The sequence below is a fragment of the Verrucomicrobiia bacterium genome, assembly GCA_019634635.1.
GTDB lineage: Bacteria > Verrucomicrobiota > Verrucomicrobiia > Limisphaerales > UBA9464 > UBA9464.
In genome coordinates this window covers 257,493-279,653 of sequence record JAHCBB010000002.1, presented here as the reverse complement: position 1 = coordinate 279,653, position 22,161 = coordinate 257,493, and the positions used below count along the sequence as shown (strand labels likewise).

The 22,161-nt window shown below is 66.3% G+C and carries 19 protein-coding genes and 1 tRNA gene; 13 read left to right on the top strand and 7 right to left on the bottom strand.

Annotation, left to right across the window (positions count from 1 at the left end; translation table 11 throughout):
* The first annotated feature begins 112 nt into the window (after positions 1–112).
* A complete protein-coding gene (locus KF791_02515; GenBank protein MBX3731449.1) occupies positions 113–1,507 on the top strand; it encodes a dihydroorotase in 1,395 nt (464 codons plus the stop codon).
* A 6-nt stretch (positions 1,508–1,513) separates the two neighbouring features.
* Here the strand turns inward: KF791_02515 and KF791_02510 are convergent, their stop codons facing one another.
* Both KF791_02510 and KF791_02505 read right to left on the bottom strand, forming a co-directional pair.
* Positions 1,514–2,872: a beta-lactamase family protein gene (locus KF791_02510; protein MBX3731448.1), complete on the bottom strand. Its 1,359-nt coding sequence runs from the start codon at positions 2,870–2,872 to the stop codon at positions 1,514–1,516.
* Between the two features lie 56 nt (positions 2,873–2,928).
* On the bottom strand, positions 2,929–3,606 hold the full coding sequence (locus tag KF791_02505; GenBank protein MBX3731447.1) for a type II secretion system protein: 678 nt from the start codon (positions 3,604–3,606) through the stop codon (positions 2,929–2,931).
* Positions 3,607–3,768: 162 nt separating this feature from the next.
* Here KF791_02505 and hisC point away from each other — a divergent pair, with 162 nt between their 5' ends.
* Positions 3,769–4,902 (top strand): histidinol-phosphate transaminase, encoded by a 1,134-nt coding sequence (hisC, locus tag KF791_02500; protein ID MBX3731446.1) that lies wholly within the window; start codon positions 3,769–3,771, stop codon positions 4,900–4,902.
* A gap of 32 nt (positions 4,903–4,934) precedes the next feature.
* On the opposite strand, the gene ung is transcribed toward hisC, so the two are convergent.
* Positions 4,935–5,621 (bottom strand): uracil-DNA glycosylase, encoded by a 687-nt coding sequence (gene ung / locus KF791_02495; GenBank protein MBX3731445.1) that lies wholly within the window; start codon positions 5,619–5,621, stop codon positions 4,935–4,937.
* A 358-nt stretch (positions 5,622–5,979) separates the two neighbouring features.
* On the opposite strand from ung, the gene rpsT reads away from it, so the two are divergent.
* Entirely contained in the window at positions 5,980–6,285 is a 306-nt protein-coding gene (gene rpsT / locus KF791_02490) for a 30S ribosomal protein S20 (GenBank protein ID MBX3731444.1), read from the top strand.
* 84 nt (positions 6,286–6,369) lie between these two features.
* Here the strand turns inward: rpsT and KF791_02485 are convergent, their stop codons facing one another.
* The 4 genes from KF791_02485 to cysK all read right to left on the bottom strand — a co-directional run bounded on the left by KF791_02485 (position 6,370) and on the right by cysK (position 9,764).
* The gene (locus KF791_02485) at positions 6,370–7,818 is read right to left on the bottom strand and encodes a DUF1501 domain-containing protein (GenBank protein ID MBX3731443.1); all 1,449 of its coding nucleotides are present in this window, start codon (positions 7,816–7,818) and stop codon (positions 6,370–6,372) included.
* A 117-nt stretch (positions 7,819–7,935) separates the two neighbouring features.
* Positions 7,936–8,010 (bottom strand) — tRNA-Val (locus tag KF791_02480).
* Between the two features lie 89 nt (positions 8,011–8,099).
* Positions 8,100–8,651, bottom strand: a complete 552-nt coding sequence (sufT, locus tag KF791_02475) for a putative Fe-S cluster assembly protein SufT (GenBank protein MBX3731442.1) — start codon at positions 8,649–8,651, stop codon at positions 8,100–8,102.
* A gap of 117 nt (positions 8,652–8,768) precedes the next feature.
* A complete protein-coding gene (cysK, locus tag KF791_02470; protein MBX3731441.1) occupies positions 8,769–9,764 on the bottom strand; it encodes a cysteine synthase A in 996 nt (331 codons plus the stop codon).
* Positions 9,765–9,929: 165 nt separating this feature from the next.
* Here cysK and KF791_02465 point away from each other — a divergent pair, with 165 nt between their 5' ends.
* The 10 genes from KF791_02465 to rpmF all read left to right on the top strand — a co-directional run bounded on the left by KF791_02465 (position 9,930) and on the right by rpmF (position 22,123).
* Positions 9,930–11,987, top strand: a complete 2,058-nt coding sequence (locus KF791_02465) for a M13 family metallopeptidase (GenBank protein ID MBX3731440.1) — start codon at positions 9,930–9,932, stop codon at positions 11,985–11,987.
* Positions 11,988–12,063: 76 nt separating this feature from the next.
* A complete protein-coding gene (locus tag KF791_02460; protein MBX3731439.1) occupies positions 12,064–13,566 on the top strand; it encodes an O-antigen ligase family protein in 1,503 nt (500 codons plus the stop codon).
* A 213-nt stretch (positions 13,567–13,779) separates the two neighbouring features.
* The gene (locus KF791_02455; protein MBX3731438.1) at positions 13,780–14,112 is read left to right on the top strand and encodes an FG-GAP repeat protein; all 333 of its coding nucleotides are present in this window, start codon (positions 13,780–13,782) and stop codon (positions 14,110–14,112) included.
* 15 nt (positions 14,113–14,127) lie between these two features.
* A complete protein-coding gene (locus KF791_02450) occupies positions 14,128–15,762 on the top strand; it encodes a VCBS repeat-containing protein (GenBank protein ID MBX3731437.1) in 1,635 nt (544 codons plus the stop codon).
* Positions 15,763–15,824: 62 nt separating this feature from the next.
* Positions 15,825–17,036: an IS4 family transposase gene (locus tag KF791_02445; protein ID MBX3731436.1), complete on the top strand. Its 1,212-nt coding sequence runs from the start codon at positions 15,825–15,827 to the stop codon at positions 17,034–17,036.
* A 182-nt stretch (positions 17,037–17,218) separates the two neighbouring features.
* A complete protein-coding gene (locus KF791_02440) occupies positions 17,219–17,470 on the top strand; it encodes a hypothetical protein (protein ID MBX3731435.1) in 252 nt (83 codons plus the stop codon).
* 235 nt (positions 17,471–17,705) lie between these two features.
* Complete coding sequence (gene ileS / locus KF791_02435; protein MBX3731434.1) at positions 17,706–20,606, top strand: isoleucine--tRNA ligase; 2,901 nt, start codon at positions 17,706–17,708, stop codon at positions 20,604–20,606.
* The gene (locus tag KF791_02430) at positions 20,603–21,388 is read left to right on the top strand and encodes a DUF1080 domain-containing protein (protein MBX3731433.1); all 786 of its coding nucleotides are present in this window, start codon (positions 20,603–20,605) and stop codon (positions 21,386–21,388) included. Before ileS ends, KF791_02430 begins: the two co-directional genes overlap by 4 nt.
* 49 nt (positions 21,389–21,437) lie before the next feature.
* Positions 21,438–21,923: a DUF177 domain-containing protein gene (locus KF791_02425; GenBank protein ID MBX3731432.1), complete on the top strand. Its 486-nt coding sequence runs from the start codon at positions 21,438–21,440 to the stop codon at positions 21,921–21,923.
* Between the two features lie 11 nt (positions 21,924–21,934).
* Positions 21,935–22,123, top strand: a complete 189-nt coding sequence (rpmF, locus tag KF791_02420) for a 50S ribosomal protein L32 (GenBank protein MBX3731431.1) — start codon at positions 21,935–21,937, stop codon at positions 22,121–22,123.
* The last annotated feature ends 38 nt before the right edge of the window (positions 22,124–22,161 follow it).

The following is a 22,161-nucleotide window of genomic DNA, read 5'->3' as shown; positions in this document are numbered from 1 at the left end:
ATTCGGGTCCGCCCCCGTCGAGGCGTTGCGGGTCCCGGGAGCCACCCCACCCGGCATTCCGGAATGCACCGGAGTTGTTCCACCACCCGCTTCCGGATAGCGTCCATGCCGCATGAACACGCTGCTGCTGCGGGGAGGACGGGTCGTGGATCCGGCCTCCGGACTGGACCAGACAGCCGATGTGCTTCTCCAGGAGGGCCGCGTGGCCGCGGTGGCCCCCTGCATCGCTCCGCCGCCCGACATCCCGGTGCTCGATGTCGCCGGCCACGTGGTCTGCCCGGGACTGATTGACCTGCACGTCCACCTCAGGGAACCGGGTCAGACGCACAAGGAGGACACCCACAGCGGCGCCCTCGCGGCGGCCCGGGGCGGATTCACCACGGTGGTCTGCATGCCGAACACGAGGCCGGCCGTGGACAACTCCGGCACGGTCGCCCTGATCCAGGACCGGGCGCAGGGCGCCGCCGTCCGGGTCGAGGTCAGCGGCGCGCTCACCCGCTCGATCGCCGGCGAGGAACTTGCCCCGATCGGGGCGCTCGCGAAGGCGGGTGTCGTGGCGCTCACCGACGACGGACACTGCATCCAGAACAACGATCTGATGCGCCGGGCGTGCGAGTACGCCAGGATGTTTGATCTGCCAGTAATGGACCACTGCCAGGATTACGGGTTGGTGGCGGATGGGGTGATGCATGAGGGGCTTCATTCCGCCGTCCTGGGCCTGCGCGGATGGCCCGCGTCCGGCGAGGAGATCATTGTGGCGCGCAACATCGTCCTCGCGGAACTGACCGGCACCCCCATCCACTGCCAGCACCTGAGCGCGGCCGGGAGCGTGCGCCTGCTCCGGGAGGCGCGTGCCCGCAACGTCCCGGTCAGCGGCGAGGCCTGTCCGCACCACTTTACCCTCACCGATGCCGCGCTGTCGGGCAGCGAGGTCTTCTGGAACGGCGACGGGGCCTGCCTCGCGGCCGCATTCTTCGGTGGGCAACCCCTGCCTGCGTGGCCCGCCTACCACACGCACTTCAAGATGAATCCGCCGCTGCGATCGGCGGCGGATCGCGCGGCGATCCTCGACGGACTCGCCGACGGCACGCTGGCGATCATCGCCAGCGACCACGCGCCTCACACCGATTCGGACAAGGACGTCGAGTTCGATCAGGCCCCGTTCGGCATCGTGGGGCTGGAAGTGGAACTGGCGCTGTCCCTGATGGCCCTCCTCCACTCCGGACGGCTGCCGCTCCCGGAACTGCTTGCCAAGCTGACCTGTCAGCCCGCCCGGCTGCTGAACCTCCGCGACGGCCGGGGCGAGCTGCGCGTTGGCGGGCCGGCGGACGTGACCGTGTTCCACCCCGACCGGGAATGGACTTGTGACCGATCCGACACGGCCAGTCGTTCCCGCAACAACCCGTTCCATGGCTGGCGGCTGCGGGGACGCCCGGTCCTGACCGTTGTCGGTGGTCGTGTGGCCTGGCGGGACCCGGAGCTGCCGGAACCCGTTCAGACCCCGTGAGCCCGATCAGTCATCCACCGACTGACCCACCAGAAGCCGGAACCGCCAGGAGGTATCGTCACTGGCGCCCTGCGTCTGTTTCATGAGGATCCCGATGAGCTGTTCGCGCGGGTCGGCGAAATACTGGGTGTTGAAGTATCCGCCCCAGTCAAAGGTCCCGGGACTGCCCTCTCCGCCGCGGGCCTGCCCCTTCTCCGTGACCACCCCGAAGGCCAGTCCGTAGTGCTTGTCGCCGCCCCCCCAGAGATTCTGTGCGACCTGCTCCTTTTGGATCGTTTCCACGGTGGTGCGGCTGAGGATCCGCACGCCATTGAGTTCCCCGCCATTGAGATACATTTGCAGGAATGTCGCGTAGTCCCGTGCGGTGCTGCACAATCCCGCGCCGCCGGAGAAGAAGGATTTCGCGCCGGTGATCGGATAGTCCGGGTCATAGAACGTGACCGGCATCCGAACCCAGCGGCCATTCTCCGGCCGTTGCACCGGCACCAGCCGCGCGGCCTTGTCCGCCGGGAGGTAGAATCCGGTGTCCTTCATGCCGAGCGGGCCAAACAGTCGCTCCTGCAGGAACACGTCGAACGGCTGCCCTGAGACCACCTCGATGAACCGGCCGAGGACGTCGAGCCCCTCCCCATAGGTAAACTTCTCGCCGGGGTGATGATGCAGGGGCAGTTCCGCGAGGCGGCGGGTGTTTTCCGCGAGGGTGACCGGCCGGGTGGTGAACAGATCCACAATGCCCGCCTTCTGGTAGATCGCCTTGAAGCGGGGGTCTCCATCAATGACGCCATAGCCCAGTCCCGAGGTGTGGGTCAACAGGTCCCGGATGGTGATTTCGCGCCGCGCGGGCACCGCGGTCCAGGAGCCATCCTCCTCATTGAAGGTGTCCAGAACTCGGGGATTCTTGAACTCGGGGAGGAACTTCGACACCGGGTCATCGAGGCGGAAGCGACCTTCCTCCCAGAGCATCATGACGCCGGTCGCCGTGATCGCCTTGGACTGCGACGCGATGCGGTAGATGGCGTCCACTTCCAGAGGACGTCCCGCCTCCGCATCGGCGAGGCCGAACGCTCTGTGGTACACGATCCGTCCGCGCCGCGCGATCAGGGCTTCGACACCTGGGACCCGCCCGTCTTCGACGGCACCGGCACAGAGCGCATCCACACGGGCAAGCCGTTCCGCCGAGAGACCCACCTCGGCGGGGGTCCCCGGAGTCAATGCCGGCGAGTGACGTCCGGAGGTCGTCTGGGCCCAACCCACCGTCGAACACAGCCCGGCGGCGACCAGTAGAAGAACGAGCTGTTCCGACAGCCTGCGTCGTCGGGAGACGCGCGGAATCGAGGATCCTTCATCGCACACGGGAAACGCCATGGGCGGAACACTATCCACCGGCATCCAGGAAGGGAACGCCCGAACATGCGCTGGCCTCACTCCCAAGGATCCCAGCGCAGTTCCGGGTGATCGGTTCGCCCCCGCTGATTCGGAAAGTCCCAATACTCGGAGTTCGGACGCCGAACTGCGTGGCCGTCCAGCATCAGAAAGTGACACCCGCGCCGATGCAGGTTCGTGTGCACATTATTCGGACCCGCCACCGCCGCCAGGCCTCCGTTGTCGAACATCCAGATGGTCCGTTGCGGGCGCGGAACGTCGGCCAGCAACGCCTGAAGGCCGGACCCCGAGCCATTGACGTGCCGGTTGAGGCAGTAGTGGAAGAGGTTGTGCTGGTTGCTGCGTCGGGGATTCGCCGGGCAGATCCAAATGGAGTTCCCCACCGGCACCGACGGGTTTGTGCGCCAGGCCATCGCCTGGTAGGGGGCCATGCCCATGGTGCGCGGCAGGTCCACATACCATCCGGCGTCCGTCGAGCGCCCGTTCGGTGTACCGTCCAGGGGCAGCAGCCCGTTGTTGTCCGAAGCGAAGAGGAACGTGGCGATGCCCCACTGGCGCAGGTTGCTTCGGCATACGGCTCCGAGGGCCCGGGATCGCGCCCGCGACACCGCCGGCAACAGCAGCCCGGCCAGAACAGTCAGAATCGCCGCAGTCATCAGCAATTCCACCTGCGTGAAGCCGCGGGGGCGCCGCAGGGGACGTAGATTCCAGTGCATTCCGGCTTCTCTACCGAGTCCACAGCTCCCTGCGCATCCCCAAGATTCGCGACCGGACGGCCCCGTCCATCCCACCCGGCCGGCGGCCGGGTTTCGATCAGGCTGCGGCCGCCGGCTGCCGTCCGGTTTGCCGCGGCCCCGGTGCGATGATATTCCCCGCGCATGGCATCACGCGCCGCGTCGCGAATCCGTCCCGGGATCCGCGCGCTTGAAGGCTACACCCCCGGGGAGCAACCGCGGGAGTCGGGACTGATCAAGTTGAACACCAATGAGAACCCGTATCCTCCCTCGCCCCGGGTCCTCAAGGCCACGCGGGCGGCGGTGGACGGACGGCTCCGGTTGTACCCGAATCCGGGGGCGGATGCCCTGCGCGCCCGGCTGGCGCGCCTGCACGGCTGCACCGCCGACCACCTGATCGTCGGCAACGGCTCGGACGAACTGCTGGCGCTCGCGACCCGTGCCTTTGTCGAGCCCGCCGACTCGGCCGCCGCGGCGGTTCATCCGGCCCTCGCGACGATCCAATACTTCCACCCCAGTTACTCCCTGTATCCCGTCCTGGCGGGCATTCATGGGGCCCGCACCCTCGCGCAACCGCTCGCACAGGACTTCGCCCTGCCCCGACTGCGCGACCTCCGGCGGTCCTCCACCTGGGAGGCAAACGCGGCACTGACGCTGGTCACCACGCCCAATGCACCCAGCGGACGCGGCTACGCGACCGAGGAACTCGACGCCTTGTGCCGGTCGCTACGGGGCGTGGTGATCCTGGACGAGGCCTATGTGGATTTCGCCCGGGAGAACGCGCTGGAACTCGCGCTGAAGCATCCGCACGTCATCGTGTCGCGCACTTTCTCCAAGGCCTACTCGCTTTGCTTCCAACGCGTGGGCTATTTCGTCGGGCCCCCGGAGCTCATTCGCGCGCTGCACACCATCCGGGACAGCTACAACGTGAACGGCCTCGGACAGTTGGCGGCCCTGGCGACGCTGACAGACCTCCCCTATTACCGGCGCAATTTCCGCCGCCTGATCGCAACCCGGGAGCAGTTGCGCCGTGAATTGACCGGCCTGGGCTGGTCGGTGCTGCCCAGCGCTGCCAATTTCCTGCTCGCACGCCCGGCCGGTCCGCCGGCCGAGGAATGGCTGCAACGGTTGCGGGACCGCAAAATCTTGGTGCGCTGGTTCCGTTCCCCGGAGGTCAACGCGTACCTGCGAATCACCGTCGGCACGGAGGCAGAAGTCGCGACCCTCTTGAAGGTGGTGCGCCAGATCCAGGCCGGAGGGCGGACCGCCTCCAGGTAGGTCACCGTCCTGGCCGATGCCCCGGCCCCGCCTTATTCCAATGTCTGTGGCAACTGCCAGTCCACGGGCGGCAGCCCGAGTCCGGTAAGGCAGCGGTTGGTGGCCGAGAAGCAGCGGCAGCCGAAAAAGTGGCGCGCCGACAGGGGCGACGGGTGGGCGGTCTCAATCACGTGATGATGCGATGCGGTGATCCGGCGCCGTCCGGCCTGCGCGGCGCGGCCCCAGAGCAGGAACACGACAGGGGTGTCTCGCTCGTTGAGGCGGTCCAGGATGCGATGAGTGAAGGTCTCCCAGCCCCGGCCCTGATGGGACGCCGGCTCCCGCGCCCGGACGGTGAGCACCATGTTCAGCAAAAGCACCCCCTGGTGCGCCCACGACTCCAGGCATCCATGCGACGGCGCCTCGCAGCCCACATCGTCGCGCAACTCGCGGAAAACGTTGCGCAGGGATCCGGGCAGGGGCCGCACTCCGGGGCGAACCGAGAACGACAGGCCGTGGGCATGGCCCGGTGTGGGATACGGGTCCTGCCCAAGAATCGCGACCCGGACGTCCGAGTACGGGGTGAGTTCGAGCGCGCGAAAGACGTCCGGAAGATCCGGCAGAACCACCCGGCCGGCAGCCGAATCCGCCTCCAGAAAAGTCTCCAACTCGCGGAAATACGGCTGGGCAGTCTCCCCCGCCAGGAGACGCCTCCATCCTTGTGGAATCGGGGGAAGCATCAGACAAACGCCATGAAGAGGTTGCTTGGCGACAGCAGAACGATGGATTTCCACCAAGGATGCATGCCGGGCGTGAGAATTCCCAGTCCGGGCCCGTTCGGTGTCCCCGGGATCCGCCGGGGCTCCGGACCCCACGGCGGGCGTCACCTCACGAGCTCTTTGCGGGGCGCGCAAGCACGTTTCTCATGGGCCGGCGGACGGACGTCCTCAAGTCGTCGCGCCCAAGACGGTGACGGGGCCATCCCAAGGCGACGGTCACGCAACCGGAGATGAATCCGGGAATTTGGGGTGCCGCACCGCGTCGTTGACAACAGCAGTCCACCCGATAGGGTGGCGGTTCAGTTTCGAGTCACCCGCTATGCCGAATACAAAGTCCGCAGAAAAACGCACCCGCTCCAACGCGAGCAAGGCCGCCCGCAACCGGTCGTTGGTCTCGCGCCTCAAGACGCTCGAGAAGCGCTTCCTGTCACTCGTCAAGGACGGCAAGAACCCGGAAGCGGCCACCGCATTCCGAGAGGTGAGCTCCGCATACGGCAAAGCGGTCAAGACGGGCACGGTGAAGTCCAACACGGCAGACCGCAAACGCTCCCGCCTCCAGGTCCGTCTGAATCGCTCTGCAGCACCGGCACCGCAACCGGCGACCGCAACACCGGCAACCGCCTGATATCTCCGGCCGGCTGGATCAATCGCAACACGCCAGAAAGCGGCGCCCCCACCGGGCGCCGTTCTGCTTTTCCGGGGCCCGCGCTCACGCCATCAGCTCGCGGACCACCTGACCGTGGACGTCCGTCAGGCGGAAGTCGCGGCCGGCGTATCGGAAGGTGAAGGTTTCGTGGTCGAAGCCAAGCAGGGCCAGGAGGGTGGCGTGCAGGTCGTGCACGTGGACCTTGTTTTCGACCGCTGCGAACCCGAATTCGTCGGTCGCCCCATGAACGTACCCCCCACGGACCCCGCCGCCTGCAAGCCAGGTGGTGAACCCATGGTTGTTGTGGTCGCGTCCGTTCTGCTTGCCCGCGTTGGCCCCGGGGGTCGGCAACTCCACGGTCGGGGTGCGGCCGAACTCTCCCGAGCAGATCACCAGGGTGTCCTGCAACATCCCCCGGTCCTTGAGATCCGTCAGCAGCGCTCCGATGGCCCGGTCGCACTGCCCTGCCAGCCGCCGATGGTTGTCCTCGATGTCATCGTGGTTGTCCCAGGGCTGCCCGGCACCATGCCACACCTGGACAAACCGCACGCCGCGCTCCAGCAACCTCCGGGCGATCAGCAACTGCCGCGCCTGCACCCCGTCGCCATACCGCGCGCGCACCGGCTCCGGCTCGCGCAGGATGTCGAACGCATCCGCAGCCTCCATCTGCATGCGGTATGCCAGCTCGAAGCTCTGGATGCGCGCCTCGATCTGGGCGTCGGCGGCGCGCGCCGCCTGATGCCTCGCGTTCAGCGCCTGAAGGAGATCGAGCTGCCGTCGCTGTCCGGACAGCGACGCATGGTGGCTCCGGATGTTTTCAATCAACTGCTCGAGCTGCGTGTGCTCGGTGTTGATGTAGGTGCCCTGGAACACGCCCGGCAGGAAGCCGCTCTGCCAGTTCTGCGATTCCTGAATCGGATACCCGCCCGGGCACATGGCGATGAACCCCGGCAGGTTTTGGTTCTCGGTGCCCAGGCCGTAGGTGATCCACGAACCCATGCTGGGCCGGGGAAGTCGCGCCTCCCCGCAGTTCATCAGCAGCAGCGACGGTTCGTGGTTCGGCACGTCGGCATGCATGGAGCGGATCACACACAGGTCGTCGGCATGCTGCGCGGTGTGGTGGAACAATTCGCTGACCTCCATCCCGCAGCGGCCGTACCGTTGAAAATTGAAGGGCGACCGAAAGGCCGCTCCGGTCTTCCGCTCGGTCGCAAAGTGGACCGGGATTTCCTTCCCGTGCCAGCGGTCAAGCGCCGGCTTGGGATCGAAGGTGTCCACATGCGACGCCCCACCGTTCAGGAAGATGTGCAGCACTCTCCGGGCGCGCCCGCGGAACTGCGGCGCCTTGGGCATCAGCGGGTTTGCCTCCATGGGTCCCGCCCCGACGGCCGTGGCTCCCAAGGACCCGAGCATCGCCCCCAGCGCGAGCGACCCCATGCCCATGCCGCAGCGGCTTATGAACTCGCGTCGGGTCAGGGCAAGGTGCTCCGGCTGGAATGGATGATGGCTCATGGAGGCAATCTTGTCCGTCGGACGGCCGATGCCAACTGCGGATTCAGCCGCCACGTCGCGGAGCCCCCCCCTCCCGCCACACACCTCCCGGGCGACCCGGCGGCAATTCGCGGGGAGTGGTGCGCGATGCAGGGTTCGAACCTGCGACCCCTACCGTGTCAAGGTAGTGCTCTACCACTGAGCTAACCGCGCCCCGCGGAATTCGGGCGGAAACTGAGGACTGCCCCCCGGGCGTGCAAGGCATTTCTCAGCGCCGCACACCCGGGCGGAACCCCGCCCGATCATTCGATCCCCAGCGAGCGGCGGCCCTGCGGCGTGATCATGCTCTGATGCCAGGGTGGATCCCAGACGATCTCCACCGAGGCATCCTCGACGGCGGGCAGCATCAGGATCTTCTGCTGGGCATCCCCGGCGATGGTGGCCCCCATTCCGCATCCCGGCGCGGTGAGGGTCATTTTTACAAAAACCTTCTTGTTGCCGGTGGGGAGGTCCTCGATGCCCATGTCATACACCAGTCCAAGGTCCACGATGTTCACCGGAATTTCCGGGTCGTAGCAGGTGCGCAGGGTGTCCCAAACCATCTCTTCGTTGACGTTGTCCGTCCCCGCTGCGGCCGGAACCGACGGCGCGGCGGCCTCGGAATTCAATCCCAAGGCATCGGCGTCCCTGGAGGCCACCCGGAACAACGCCCCGAGCGCGTGCACCGTGTAGGAACCCCCCAGCGTCTGGGTGATGTCCACCTCCGTGCCGGCCGGGAGGACGACTGTATTACCGGCCGGTATTTGCACGGCATCGCAATCGCGGGACAGGGTAACCGACTGAACCGTATTCACGGGCGGGAGCGTGTACCCCGAACCCGCCCCACGCAACGCGGGAAATCCCCGGCCCGGAGGTCCGCACCCGCAGGCGCCCGCGGTCTGGCGGAACCGTCGCGGGAGCCGGTCCCGTCCTCAGCCTCCCACCTCGGCGCGCGCCTCGGCGGCCAGCGCCGTGGACAAATAGCGTTCTCCGGTCGAGCATCCGATGGTCACCAGGGTTTTGCCGAGGTTCGCCGGCCGTCTGGCAATCTCGATGGCTGCCCAGACATTGGCGCCGGTCGAGATGCCCACCAGCATCCCTTCCTCCTTCGCCAGACGTCGCGCCATGGTGAACGCGTCCTCATTGGATACCTCGACGGTCTCGGTGATCTGTGGTTCACCGTTGGGTCCCTTGAGGTGCAGGTTCTTTGGGACAAATCCCGCACCGGTACCCTGGATCTTGTGGGGCCCGGGCTTCACCGCTTCACCCCGGAGCGTCTGCGTGATCACCGGGGAATCCTTCGGCTCCACGGCGATCGCGGTGAAGCTGGGTTTGCGCGCATGGAGGACCTCATAGCAGCCGGTAATGGTCCCGCCGGTGCCCACGGCCGACACCAGGATGTCCACCATCCCGTCGGTATCAGACCAGATCTCCTCCGCCGTGGTCCGGGCGTGAACCGCCGGGTTGGCCGGGTTCTCGAACTGCTGGGGAATCCATGAGTTTGGTGTCTCCTTCGCCAGTTGCTCGGCGCGCGCAATCGCCCCGCGCATGCCCTCCGCCCCGGGGGTCAACACCAGTTTCGCCCCGAGCATGGCCAGCAGAACGCGCCGTTCCAGCGACATCGTCTCCGGCATCGTGAGCACCAGCTTGTATCCCTTGGCCGCCGCGACAAACGCGAGCGCGATGCCGGTGTTCCCCGACGTCGGCTCAATGATCACGGTATCGCGGTTGATCACCCCCCGCTGCTCGGCGTCGTCAATCATCGCCATGCCGATGCGGTCCTTCACGCTGCCCAGCGGATTGAAGAACTCGCACTTCACCAGGATGGACGTGGAGGGGTCCACCCCCGCGGATGCGGGAATGCGATTGAGGCGGACCAGCGGTGTGCGGCCGACGGTCTCGACAATGTTGTTGAAGATCTTGCCCATGGGACGGTGGAAATGTGTGGATTCGCGAAGCGTGACGGCCGTCCACAATGCCTGGAAACACGGACCGCGGGCAAGCCGATTACCGACCGTCCCCGCCCGTGGGTGCCGGCCGGCGTGAGACGCCGCGCCTTGCGCAACGGGGCGGACTTGGCAGGCTCAACCGCCATGGAATCCGCGAAGAAATCCCCGGTCCCCGCGCTGGCATCCTGCCTCGCGATCCTGATGCCCCTGGCCGCCCCGGCCGCGCTGCCGGCTCCCGCGCCGGTCGTGCCGCGGTTTTCCACGAATTACATGGATCCCTCGGTGAACCCGGCGGCGGATTTCTACCGGTTCGCCTGCGGACGCTGGCTGGACCAGAACCCGGTGCCGGCCGACAAATCACGCTGGTCCGGCTTCGACGAATTGCAGGAGCGCAATTTCCACCTGGTGCGGGTGCTTCTGGAGGAGGCGGCTGCCGACACCCTGGCCCCGGCGCGTTCCCCAACACGACAGATCGGGGACTTCTTTCGCGCGGCGATGGACACCAACCGTCTCGAAGCGCTCGGGCTCAGGCCCCTGCAGCCGGACCTCGCGCGAATCGAGGCGGCGGACAGCGGTGCCGCGGGCATGCAGCGGGTCGCCGGACTTCACCGGCGCGGCGTTCACCTTCTGTTCGAGCCCTCCGTGGTGCCGGATCCCAAGGACAGCGCCGTGTACGCACTCTACATCTGGCAGGGCGGGCTCGGCCTGCCGGACCGCGATTACTACCTGTCGGAGGGATTCCGTCCGCAGCGGGAGCAGTACCAGCGTCATGTGGCCTCCATGCTCACCCTGCTTGGGGACACCCCGGAAGCGGCGGCCCGGGCCGCAGAGCACGTGCTGACCCTGGAGACCGAACTGGCGAGGGCCAGTCGGACGCGAACTGAACTGCGGGACGATGAGAAGAACTACCACAAGAAGCGCTGGAACCAGCTGCTGACCCTGACGCCGCACCTACCATGGGATGCCTACGTGGAGGCGCTGGACATTCCGCCACCCTCCCATGTCATCGTGGGACAGCCTGAATTCCTGGAGGCGCTTGACCGGCTTGCCGGGGAAACGGATCGCGAGGCGTGGACCGCCTACCTTCGCTGGCATTTGCTGCGCAACACCGCGGCCCATTTGAATGCCGAGGCCGAAGATCGAAACTTTGCATTTTACGGAACCGTCTTGCGGGGACAGCCACAACCGGAACCCCGATGGCAGCGGGCGGCCAGGACCCTGGATGGCGCGTTGGGCGAGGCACTGGGCCGGCTGTATGTGGACCGGCATTTCCCACCGGTGGCGCGGGAGCGCATGAATGAGCTGGTCGAGGACCTGAAGGCCGTATTCCGGGACCGGCTGCAGCGCGTGGAATGGATGGAGCCGGCGACACGCCGCCTGGCCCTCGAGAAATTCGAGCGGTTCACCACCAAGATCGGGCATCCATCCACCTTCCGGGATTACAGCGCCATTGAGATCCGGCCGGACGATCACCTGGGAAACGTCTGGCGGGCGGCGGAATTCGAGATGCAGCGTCAGCTCGCCCGCATTGGCCGCCCGGTGGACCGCTCGGAATGGGGCATGACCCCACAGACGGTGAACGCCTACTTCAACCCGGCCTACAATGAGATCGTCTTTCCCGCCGGAATCCTGCAGCCGCCGTTCTTCGATTTCGAGATGGATGACGCGGTGAACTACGGGGCGATCGGGGTGGTGATCGGGCACGAGATCACGCACGGTTATGACGACCAGGGCCGCAAGTACGACGCCGAAGGCAACCTGCGGGACTGGTGGACCGCGACGGACACCCGGGAGTTCGAAGCCCGCGCCCGCAAACTGGAGGAACAGTTCAGCCGGTACGAGGCGCTGCCGGGACAATTCGTCAACGGACAACTCACCCTTGGGAAGAACATGGCAGACCTGGGCGGGCTGGACATCGCCTTTGAGGCGCTGCAGCGCGCGCTGCAGCGGCATCCGGACCGGCGCCGGACCGTGGAGGGCTTGACGCCGGAACAGCGGTTCTTCCTCAGCCTGTCGCAACTGTGGCGGGTCAACTGGCGGGAGCCCGAGCTGCGCCGGCGATTGGTGGTGGATCCGCATTCGCCCGGGCAGTTTCGCGCCATCGGATCCCATGTGAACTCCCCGGCATGGTACGAGGCGTGGTCCATCCCGGAGTCCTCCCCATTGTACCGGCCACCGGCCGACCGGGTGAAAATCTGGTAGGTGCGTCCCGGCAGGTCCCTCCGGCGTCTCCCGGCTTGCGTTGACGGGGGGGCGGTCGGCTCAATGCGCCCCTTGCATGGACACCGGAGTACGCACGCCGCCGTTGCACCACGCCCTGGATGCGGTGTCCGGGGCCGTGCTGCTCGGCATGACGGTCTGGGCCCCGTGGGCGTTTGGGGGGACGGTTCCGTGGTCCCGCGCCGTCCTATACGGAGCCGGAGGACTCCTCGGCGTGCTCCTGCTGGGCAAGCAGCTGGTGCGTCTCCAGCACGACTTCAGCCCGGAGCGCTGGTGGACGCCCAGGCCGGCCGGACGCTGGGCCCTTCGGGGACTGGCAGTCGTCCAATTGCTGCTCGCAGATTTCCTGCTGATTGGCTGGTTGAACCCGCGGGCCACGCTTCGGATGGGGCTGAGTGGCGTGGATCTGGACTATTCGGCCCGGACGCCGACGTCGTGGCTTCCCACGACCTACGACGCCCCGGCGACGCTTCGCACCCTGCTGGCCGTGCTGGCGCTCTCGCTGACCTTCTGGGCGGCGCGGGACTGGCTGCTGGGACGGTCCCGCCGCGAGCGCCACTCCAGTTCACCGCCCTCGTTTCCGCCGGCGCGGCTGCGCCGCCTGCTCTGGACCCTGTGTGCCAGCAGCGCCGTCCTCGCCGTGGCGAGCATTGCGCAGCGGTGGGAAGGATCGGATCGCCTGCTCTGGATGCTCCGGTCGCTGGTTCCGTGGCAGCGGCATCCGGCCGGTCCCAACACGGCCGACCAGATCTGGGGGCCGTTCCCTGTCCGGGCCGCCGGCGCGGCCTACTTCAACCTGATCTGGCCCGTTGCCCTCGGATTCTGGTGGACCCTGCGCCACGAGGCGCTGCGACGTTCCGGAGCCTCCCATCGCATCGGGGATGACGCATCCGTCATGCTGCTGCCGGCCACGGGACTGATGATCCTGTGTCCGTTCCTGTCCGGAGGGCGCAGCGGCGCCCTGGTCGCCCTGGGATTGATGGGGGCGGTCCTGCTGGTCTTCGCCGCGGGGCGATGGCCCGAAGGACGCCTCCGCCGCGGGCTGGGAGCGGCCGGACTCGCGGTGCTCCTCGGGGTGGCGGCGATCCTCGCGGGCACCCCGGTGGGCACCCGGTTTGACGCCCGTTTCGCCGACGCCGTCGGGAATCGTGCCGATGTGCAGGAGATCGCGCGCCGGATGGCCGCCGATGCCGGGTGGCTGGGAACCGGGGCGGGGTCCTTCGGCGGGCTGTCGGCGCTGTATCGCGCGGGTCCCGAGGACCGATGGCTGACGTATGCACACAATGACTGGATGGAGATCCGCATCACGCTGGGGCTGGGCGGCCTGGCTCTTGCCGGATTGATGGTGGTGCTCCTCGCGGTTCTGCGCGGATCCACCCGCGGACTCCGGGTTCCGCGGGAGTTTGCGGCGCTGCTGGTGCTGGCGATCGCGGGGTTGCTCCTGCAGGCGGCGTTCGAATTTCCCCTCCAAATTCCGGCGGTGGCATTTCAATTTGTGCTTTTCGCCGCCGTCGCTGCGACCATCGGCACGGGAACCGGCGTTCACCGTCCCTCCGGCTGAACGACGGTGGCGGCAGCCACCGGATTCACGAGAGAGCGCGCGGTCGGCGTTCAGTGAATGGAGCAGTGCATGGGATCCCGACGATGGGTTCATTTTTCCATAACGGGATGGCACCCCCTTCGATACGCTCCCCCCGTGTCCTGGCGGCCAGACCCAGACCATTAAACGGCTCATTCGCATGTCCACCACGCCCTGTCGCGCCGCATTCCTGCTTTGGGTCTTTGGGATCTCAACGGAGATGGGAAACTGGACCTCGTGCTGGGCGCCTCACGCGCGGAAGGCCCCGCGCTCGGGGTCAACGACAATCGTGGCGAGGTCTACATCCTTTTCGGAAGGCCCAATTTCCCGCCCCTGGTGGACCTGGCCGGACTGGCGGGCCCAGAGGCGGATGTGCGGATTTCCGGGGCCGACTCCGGCGATCAACTTTCCCGGGACAACGCACTGCAAGCCGCCGATGTGACCGGCGACGGTTTGGGCGACCTCATTCTGGCCGCCCGTCTCGCGGATGGCCCGGGCGGGCTGCGATCGAACGCCGGGGAGGTCTAAATCGTGGCCGGACGGATGAATTTTCCCGCAATTTTGGACCTCGCCGTTGGCGGGACCGCCGGGGCAACGGTCACACTCTACGGAGTGAACGGCGGCCGGGGCCCGCTGGGCGGAGACAACAAGGTGGCGACCGGGGACCTCAACGGGGACGGCGTGGAGGATCTGCTGCTCGGCTACCGGGTGGACGCGGGGAATCGGGTGAGCGTGGTGCTGGGGCGCAAGCCGCCCGACGCTTTCCCCGCCACCCTGGACATGGCCTTGGAGGGTCCGACCGGCGCCGACATGACCCTGACCACCCCGGGTTTTTCCCTGAACGGGGGACCGGTTGCGGGGGATGTCAATGGAGACGGGGTCCAGGACCTGCTGTTGTCCGCGCGAAACCGCTCCGGTCCGGGTGGCGACCGCCCCCGTGCCGGGCAGGCATACGTCGTGACCGGCCGGTCCCGTGTGGAAAGCCTCAATCTGGGGGGCGGAGCCTTGGAGTACCAATTTGGGCGGGCTGGGGCACCCAACGGCTTCGCCATCGCCCCGAACGCGTCCGTCGCGGCACCGGAAGGCAGTCTGAACGGAGGAAGCCTGGTGGTGGCGATCACCTCCGGATTCGTGAGGGGAGTGGACCGATTCTCGTTTCGCACCATCTCCGCACTGCCCACCGCGACCTTTTCGGCCAGCGCAGCGGACGGTACCGGCATCAGCCTCCATTTTGACGGCCGGTTTTTTGGCACCGCCACCATCACTGAAGGGAGCGTCACCTGCACCTTGAACCTCAACGCCTCCGGCGCAGCGATCGCCGCGCTGCTTGCGGACCTGCGTTATGAAAACACGGAATTCGATGCCTCCTGGTTCACCCTGATCTCCGTCCCCTATCCAGCCCGCACCTTCACCATCACGTTGTCGGATGCCGCACGGGAAATGTTGCGGACGGAATTGCAGCCCGCCTTTTCCACCATCCAATCCATCTTCTTCCGCCCAAATTACCAGGCGCCCAGCAGCGACTCTGACAATGCATGGGTGACGTTTTGTCTGCAGGCCCGCTTCTCCAACGGGCAGGAGGACTATGTCCGCAATCTGCGGGTCCGCTGGTTCAGCGCGTTTGACGAACGGCCGATCCAGGACCACGGGGTCAGATCCGGATGCAAGGACGTGGAGTTAAGTGTGGGTGCCAAGGGCCGCTATACGGCCCGGGCTGGAGACCTTCCGGAGGCCGCGATCGCCCTCATCCACAACCGTTGCCTGTTTGCCTGGTTCGCGGGAATTTCCTTTGCGACCCAGCCCACGGCCCTGGCCAGAAATGCGGCTGAGGGCCCATCCATTTCCCTGGCAAGCTTCCACGCCCTGGAGTCCCTGTTCAATGGCACCTCGGGCGGAGCCCGGCTGGCTGAGCTTTATTGGCGGCACTCCCGTGAAGTGCGGGACATTCTGGTCGCCGATCCTGCGTTGATGAATGACGCCCTTGGCGTCGCCCTGGCGTTTCAGCCGGCGGTGCTCGCGCTGCTTTCGGCCCGGGCGGATTCGGTGGTCATCACCCGCGCAATGATCAGCGACCTGAAGGCGGTGTTGGATGTCCTCGCCGCCCGCGCGCAGAACGGTTTGCAGGCCGATCTGGCCGCCGAGCGTTTGCTTCGAAATGATCTCACAGCCATCCCATAGGAAATGGGGTGGAAAAAGGCTGAGTTGACGTTTTGCGGGCGGGCGACGCAGCCTGTCCGTGAATGAAAAAACATCTCAACTCAGCCCGCAGCAAGTTCACGATTCTCGGCCAGCTTTGCAAACTGATTCCGCCGCACTTGGTGGCGTCCTTGGCCAGGGAGCACCGGGCGGAGAGCAAGGCCCGAACCTTTAGTCACTGGAGCCATGTGGTGGCCCTGATCTATGGAAAGCTAAGCCATGCATTCGGTCTCAATGACCTGTGCGATGCGCTGCAGCTCTACTCCGGCCCCTTGTCCGCCATCCGCGGGGCCACCCCTCCACACCGCAACACCCTCTCGCACGCCAATCAGGAGCGGCCCAGCAAGATGGCGGAGGATCTGTTTTGGCGCACCCTGGAGCATTTGCGCGAGCAGAGTCCGGGTTTCGGGGGACGGCGGCTGTCGGGGCGCCTGAGGCGATTCAAGGCGACGATCCATCTGGTGGACTCGACCACGATTGAACTGGTGGCCAACTGCATGCCCTGGGCTCAGCACCGGCGGCGCAAGGCCGCCGCCAAAGCCCATGTGCGCCTCAATTTTCAGTCGCTGTTGCCGGGTTACGTGGTGGTGGACACCGCCCGGGAATCGGATGCCGGCCGGGCTCGAGAGCTGTGCGCGGGCCTGAAAACAGGGGAAGTGGTGGTTTTCGACCGTGCGTATGTCGATCGGAAGCACCTCAAGGACCTTTCCGATCGGGAGGTGGTCTGGGTGACGCGCTGGAAGGAAGGGATGGTGTGCGACGTCCTGGAGCGGCGGGAGGTGCCCCAAGGGGGAAAGATCCTGGCCGACGAATGGGTGGCCCTGAGCAACGGCCTTTCCGCACGCCGGATCCGCGCGCTGGTGGAGGTGGACGGCCAGGAACGGGAGATGGTCTTTCTGACCAACGAACTGAGGTGGGCCGCGAGCACGGTGGTCGCGTTGTACAAGGCACGGTGGGAGATCGAGGTGTTCTTCAAACAACTGAAGCAGACGCTCAAGCTCTGTGACCTGATCGGGTATAGCGCCAATGCAATCCGCTGGCAGGTCTGGACGGCGTTACTGGTTCATTTGTTGTTGAGATACCTGGCTTGGGCGCATGAATGGACGCACAGCTTTGTGAGGCTTTTTGCCTTGGTGCGCTCTCAAATATGGCAAACGCTGGATCTGCCGGAAATTTTAGGGCGCTATGGGACAGCCCGGGGCAGTTACCGCAACTTGGCGCGGCCGGAACAAGGCTTTTTCCCACAATTCTGTTGAAGCTGTGGGACAGCACGACGCCGGAAATGCCCCGCTGGATTGACTGATGTAATCCTTAAAGTCATTTTCCTCTGCCGTAACGGAATTCCAATGGATTCCGAACCTATCCCATTTGTAAACGCCTCCCTATGGGATGGCTGTGAAATGATCTGGAGGATCTCATCGGGAAAACGCCCGCCCAGGTGGCCGGCCTGTTCGAAGTCGTGGTGCCCGACGCGCCCTTTGTGCGGATGGCGCCCGGCCCCCCGGCCCCCGGCCTGCACCGCCTCACCGCAAACGCCCCCGCCGGGATCTCCCCGGTCCTCTGGCGGTCGCCGGATTTGGTCCACTGGTCCCCCGTACCCGATTTCCTGCTCGAAACGACCAACAGCACCTTCCGCGTCACCGACCCCGCTCCGCCCGCAGGTCCGAATCTGTATCAGATGCGCTGGTGATTCCGGCGTCCCGGGCGCCCGCGGATCTTCCATCGGCCCCGGTCGCACCCATGCTTCCGCAAGGCCCCGACAAGGGCATGGACCATCGGACCGCACGCCGCGGCAGGCGCGGCAAGTTCCGATCGGCTGGCACGCGCGCAGTGCGCGTTCCGGGGCCGGAGCCCACCCTCGTCCGAATTGGACTTTGCCGCACCGGAGCCGCGCCAGTAGCGTGCGCGCTCTTTTGAGGCACGCGATGAGTGACCAACCGGACTACAAGAACACCCTCAACCTGCCCCGCACCTGTTTCCCGATGCAGGCCCAGCTTGTGCAACGGGAACCGGCGCGCCTCGCGCAGTGGGAGGCCCAGGATTTGTACGGGCGGATCCAGCGGGCCCGGGAGGGCGCCACCCGGTTTGTGCTCCACGACGGACCGCCGTTCGCCAATGGCGACGTCCACATCGGCACCGCCCTCAACAAAATCCTCAAGGATCTGGTCATCCGGCACGAGTCCCTGCGCGGGCGTCAGGCGCCGTATGTGCCCGGATGGGACTGCCATGGGCTGCCCATCGAGTCCAAGGTCACCCAGGAACTGCGGGCCGCCGGGCGCACCGATGCCGACGCCGCCACCATTCGCACCGAATGTGAGGCGTACGCACGGCGGTTCGTCGCCTCCCAGCGGGACCAGTTCAAACGGTTGGGCGTGCTGGGGGATTGGGAGCATCCGTACCTGACCCTTGACCGGCAGTACGAGGCCGATGAACTCAGCCTGCTCGCGGACCTCGTGGATCAGGGTTTCGTGTACCGGGGCAAAAAGCCGGTCTACTGGAGCATCCCCTTCAAGACCGCGCTGGCCGAGGCGGAGGTCGAATACGCGGATCATGTCAGCCAGAGCGTGTATGTGCGGTTCCGCCTCAAGGGCGAGCCGAACACGTTCGTGCTGATCTGGACGACCACCCCCTGGACATTGCCCGCGAATCTGGCCGTGGCGTTCCACCCGGGGTTCCACTACTCGCTCGTGATGGTCGAGGGTGGCGCGTACCTGATTGCCAACCCGCTGCTGGCCGCCGTCTCCCAAAAGCTGGGCTGGGAGAGCTACCAGATCGTCCGCACCGTGCATGCCGAGGAACTCGCCTCTCTGGAGTACGAACATCCGTTTTGCGACCGCACCGGGCGCCTGTACCCGGCGGCGTTCGTCACCAGCGACACCGGCACCGGCTTCGTGCACATCGCGCCCGGCCACGGCATGGACGACTATCATCTCGGCGTTGAGGTGGGTCTGCCGATCTACTGTCCGGTGGACGACGACGGCCGACTGGCGCCGACCCGGGACCTGCCCCGCGGGCAGCAATTGCCGGAGTCGCTCGACGGGAAATCCACGCTGGAGAAGCACCATCGCTCCGAAGCCAATGACGCCGTACTGGCACTCCTCGTCGAGCGAAGCGCACTGGTGTTCCGCGAGGAGTATCGCCACAGCTACCCCCACTGCTGGCGCTCGAAGACGCCCATCATCTTCCGGGCGGTGGACCAGTGGTTCATCCGCGTGGATCATGAGGTTGCCGGGGTTTCCTTCCGGCAGCGGGCATTGGAGGCGATCGGGCGCGTGAACTGGGTTCCGGACTGGGGACGCAACCGCATCCAGGGTGCGGTGATGACCCGTCCCGACTGGTGCATCTCCCGTCAGCGATCGTGGGGCGTGCCGATCCCGGCGTTTTACGATGCCCAGGGTGAACCGGTGCTCAACGCCACCATCGTTCGAAAGGCGGCCGCCCTCATTGGAGAGCACGGGAGCAATGTGTGGTTCGCCACCCCGGTGGACGCACTGTGGGCGCAATGCCGTCCGGACGGCTGGACCGGCCCGGAGGCCGCGCGAAAGGGTCTCGACACCCTGGACGTCTGGATTGACTCCGGGAGTTCATCGCGCGCCGTGCTGATGCGGCGTCCTGAACTGGCCCACACGGGCGATGCCGCCGCGGATCCGGTCCGGCGCTGGCAGGCCGACATGTATCTCGAGGGCTCCGACCAGCATCGCGGCTGGTTCCAGTCCTCCCTGCTGCTGTCGCTCGCCGGCAACGGCGCGCCGCCCTACCACACCGTGCTGACCCACGGCTTCATGGTGGACGCGGACCGCATCAAGATCTCGAAATCAAAGCAGGGTGCCGGCGGCTACGAGAAGCCTCAGACGGCGGATCGCTACCTCCGGGAGCACGGAGCCGATGTGCTGCGCCTGTGGGTCGCCTCGCAGGACTACCGCAATGACATTGAAGTGAGCGAAGAGCGTTTGAAGAAGGTCGGCGAGACCTACCGCCTCATCCGGAACACGCTGCGATACCAGTTGAGCAACCTGTACGACTTCGACCCCGGGCGGCACGAGGTGACACCCGATCGGATGACGCCCCTGGATCGGTGGATCCTGTCCGGCTTCTCCGCCCTGGAGGCCGGGGTGGCTGCCGCCTACGAGGCGCACGAATTCCACGTCGTCTACCAACGGCTCTCGCAGTTCATCGCCGTGCAGTTGAGTGCGCTGTACCACGATGTGGTGAAGGACCGGCTGTACACGGATCCTGCCGGCTCCTTGCGCCGCCGCAGCACGCAGACGGCGCTCCACCATCTGGTGACACGGCTCTGCCAGATGCTCTCCCCCATCCTGGTGTTCACCGCGGAGGAGGCTTGGGAGCACATTCCGGGGCGTGGGACGGATTCCGTGCATCTTTCGGTGTGGCAGCCCGGATCGGCGGAGGAGGAACCCCTCCTGCCGCCCTTGCTGTCCCTGCGCGAGCGCGTGCTGGGAGATCTGGAGCGGGCGCGTCAGGCCGGGCAGATTGGCAAGTCCCTGGATGCCGTTCTCCACGTGGGTCTCCCGGGGTCCGCGTTCGGGTCCGCGCGCGACCACGCCGGTGTGCTGCGCGAGATCCTGAACGTCTCGGCCATCGAACTCACGGAGGCGACGGAAGTCACGGTGCACGTCCAACCGGCGGCGGAGGCCGGACGGCGCAAGTGCGGACGCTGCTGGCACTGGGAGCCCGACGTTGGCGTGGCGCCGTCGCATCCCCAACTTTGCCCGCGGTGCGTCGAGGCGGTGGGTGCCGCCTCCGCATCGCCTGGAATCCATTTGCCTTCGGGGGCACACCCCGGGGATTCTGCAGGCACACCATGAAACGCTTGCTCTTCCTTTCCCTCGGCGCGATCACTGCCATCGGGGCCCTGGCCCAGGGTGTCGGTTACACGGACACACCGCAAATCCGCGGCCAGCAATGGAGGGTCCACGACAAGGACCGCCCCAACCCTCCGACGGTGACACCGGGCGCCAGTTTCAGCAATGGGGCACCCCCTCCAAGCGACGCCATCTGGCTCTTCAACGGCAAGGATTTCGGGCATTGGACACAAGGGGGCAAGACCCCGCAGTGGACGCTTGAGAACGGCTACATGGAAGTGGTGGGCAAGACCGGTGGCATCGAGACGCGCGAGCAGTTCGGCGACGCGCAGGTGCACTTGGAATTTGCGACGCCGTCCAAGGTCGAAGGGGACAGCCAGGGGCGCGGCAACTCGGGAGTGTTCTTTCACGGGCAGTTCGAGGTCCAGATCCTCGACAGTCACAACAACAAGACCTACGCGGACGGCCAGGCCGGCGCATTGTACGGACAGTGGCCGCCCCTGGTGAATGCGATCCGGCCACCGGGCGAGTGGAACACCTACGACATCGTGTTTGAAGCGCCCCGCTTCGACGCCGAGGGGCGCCTCGTGAAGCCCGCCTTCATCACCGCATTTCTAAACGGGGTCTGCGTCCAAAACCGCAAGGAGCTCAACGGCCCGACCAATCACCGGGCGACCGATCCCTACAAGGCCTACTCCGGACGTGGGCACCTCAGCCTGCAGGATCACGGCAACCCGACGCGGTTCCGCAACATCTGGCTGCGACCGCTGGGCGAGCACAACTGAGGGCACGCCGAAGCGTTGGCAATTCCGCGGGACCGGCTAGGCTCCACCCATGCCGGTCACCGTCAACCTGCGTCAACTGGAGAAACGGAAGGAACTCCGGATGGAGGGGGAGGTGCCCGCGGCGGAATACGCCGCGGACTTCAAGGACGAGCTGATCCGTCTCGAAAACCCGATGCGCTACGCACTGGAGGTGCAACATCAGGGAGACAGCATTCTCGTCACCGGCTCCGTCGCAACCGAGGCTTCCTGCGAATGCGCCCGGTGCCTCCGTCCGTTCCCGTTCCCGGTGAGCGTCGAGAATCTGGCGGCGCTCGTGCCGCTGACCGGCGAGGAGGCGCCGCCCCGCGACGGGGATTTTGCAGACTTGACGCCCCTGTTGCGTGAGGACATCTATCTTGGCCTGCCGGCGAATCCGTTGTGCAGACCAGACTGTCGCGGGCTGCCGCAAATGGCAGTGGCCCGCGATTCGCGTCTTGGGGGTTCCAAGTCCGACGGACCCTCCCCTTGGGCTGCGCTGGATCGTATCAAATTGTAATTGAACATCTTATGGGCGTCCCGAAACGCAAACCGTCCCGCAGCCGCCAGCGCATGCGCCGCGCCTACAACTCGGTACTGACCCTGCCGAAGATCGCATCCTGCCCCCAGTGCACCGCCCCGTTCCGATCTCATCGGGTCTGCCCTTCCTGCGGATACTACAACGGGCGGCAGGTCATTTCGGTGACCGCCCAGGCCTGAGGAGTCTCCCGACCGGCTGGGCGCGCGGTCCGGAACCG

Excerpts from the sequence above, each read along its gene's own strand:
- KF791_02515 (MBX3731449.1), top strand. The coding sequence starts at position 113 with ATGAACACGCTGCTGCTGCGGGGAGGACGGGTCGTGGATCCGGCCTCC.
- KF791_02510 (MBX3731448.1), bottom strand. The coding sequence starts at position 2,872 with ATGGCGTTTCCCGTGTGCGATGAAGGATCCTCGATTCCGCGCGTCTCC.
- KF791_02505 (MBX3731447.1), bottom strand. The coding sequence starts at position 3,606 with ATGCACTGGAATCTACGTCCCCTGCGGCGCCCCCGCGGCTTCACGCAG.
- hisC (MBX3731446.1), top strand. The coding sequence starts at position 3,769 with ATGGCATCACGCGCCGCGTCGCGAATCCGTCCCGGGATCCGCGCGCTT.
- ung (MBX3731445.1), bottom strand. The coding sequence starts at position 5,621 with ATGCTTCCCCCGATTCCACAAGGATGGAGGCGTCTCCTGGCGGGGGAG.
- rpsT (MBX3731444.1), top strand. The coding sequence starts at position 5,980 with ATGCCGAATACAAAGTCCGCAGAAAAACGCACCCGCTCCAACGCGAGC.
- KF791_02485 (MBX3731443.1), bottom strand. The coding sequence starts at position 7,818 with ATGAGCCATCATCCATTCCAGCCGGAGCACCTTGCCCTGACCCGACGC.
- cysK (MBX3731441.1), bottom strand. The coding sequence starts at position 9,764 with ATGGGCAAGATCTTCAACAACATTGTCGAGACCGTCGGCCGCACACCG.
- KF791_02465 (MBX3731440.1), top strand. The coding sequence starts at position 9,930 with ATGGAATCCGCGAAGAAATCCCCGGTCCCCGCGCTGGCATCCTGCCTC.
- KF791_02460 (MBX3731439.1), top strand. The coding sequence starts at position 12,064 with ATGGACACCGGAGTACGCACGCCGCCGTTGCACCACGCCCTGGATGCG.
- KF791_02450 (MBX3731437.1), top strand. The coding sequence starts at position 14,128 with ATGAATTTTCCCGCAATTTTGGACCTCGCCGTTGGCGGGACCGCCGGG.
- KF791_02445 (MBX3731436.1), top strand. The coding sequence starts at position 15,825 with ATGAAAAAACATCTCAACTCAGCCCGCAGCAAGTTCACGATTCTCGGC.
- ileS (MBX3731434.1), top strand. The coding sequence starts at position 17,706 with ATGAGTGACCAACCGGACTACAAGAACACCCTCAACCTGCCCCGCACC.
- KF791_02430 (MBX3731433.1), top strand. The coding sequence starts at position 20,603 with ATGAAACGCTTGCTCTTCCTTTCCCTCGGCGCGATCACTGCCATCGGG.
- KF791_02425 (MBX3731432.1), top strand. The coding sequence starts at position 21,438 with ATGCCGGTCACCGTCAACCTGCGTCAACTGGAGAAACGGAAGGAACTC.
- rpmF (MBX3731431.1), top strand. The coding sequence starts at position 21,935 with ATGGGCGTCCCGAAACGCAAACCGTCCCGCAGCCGCCAGCGCATGCGC.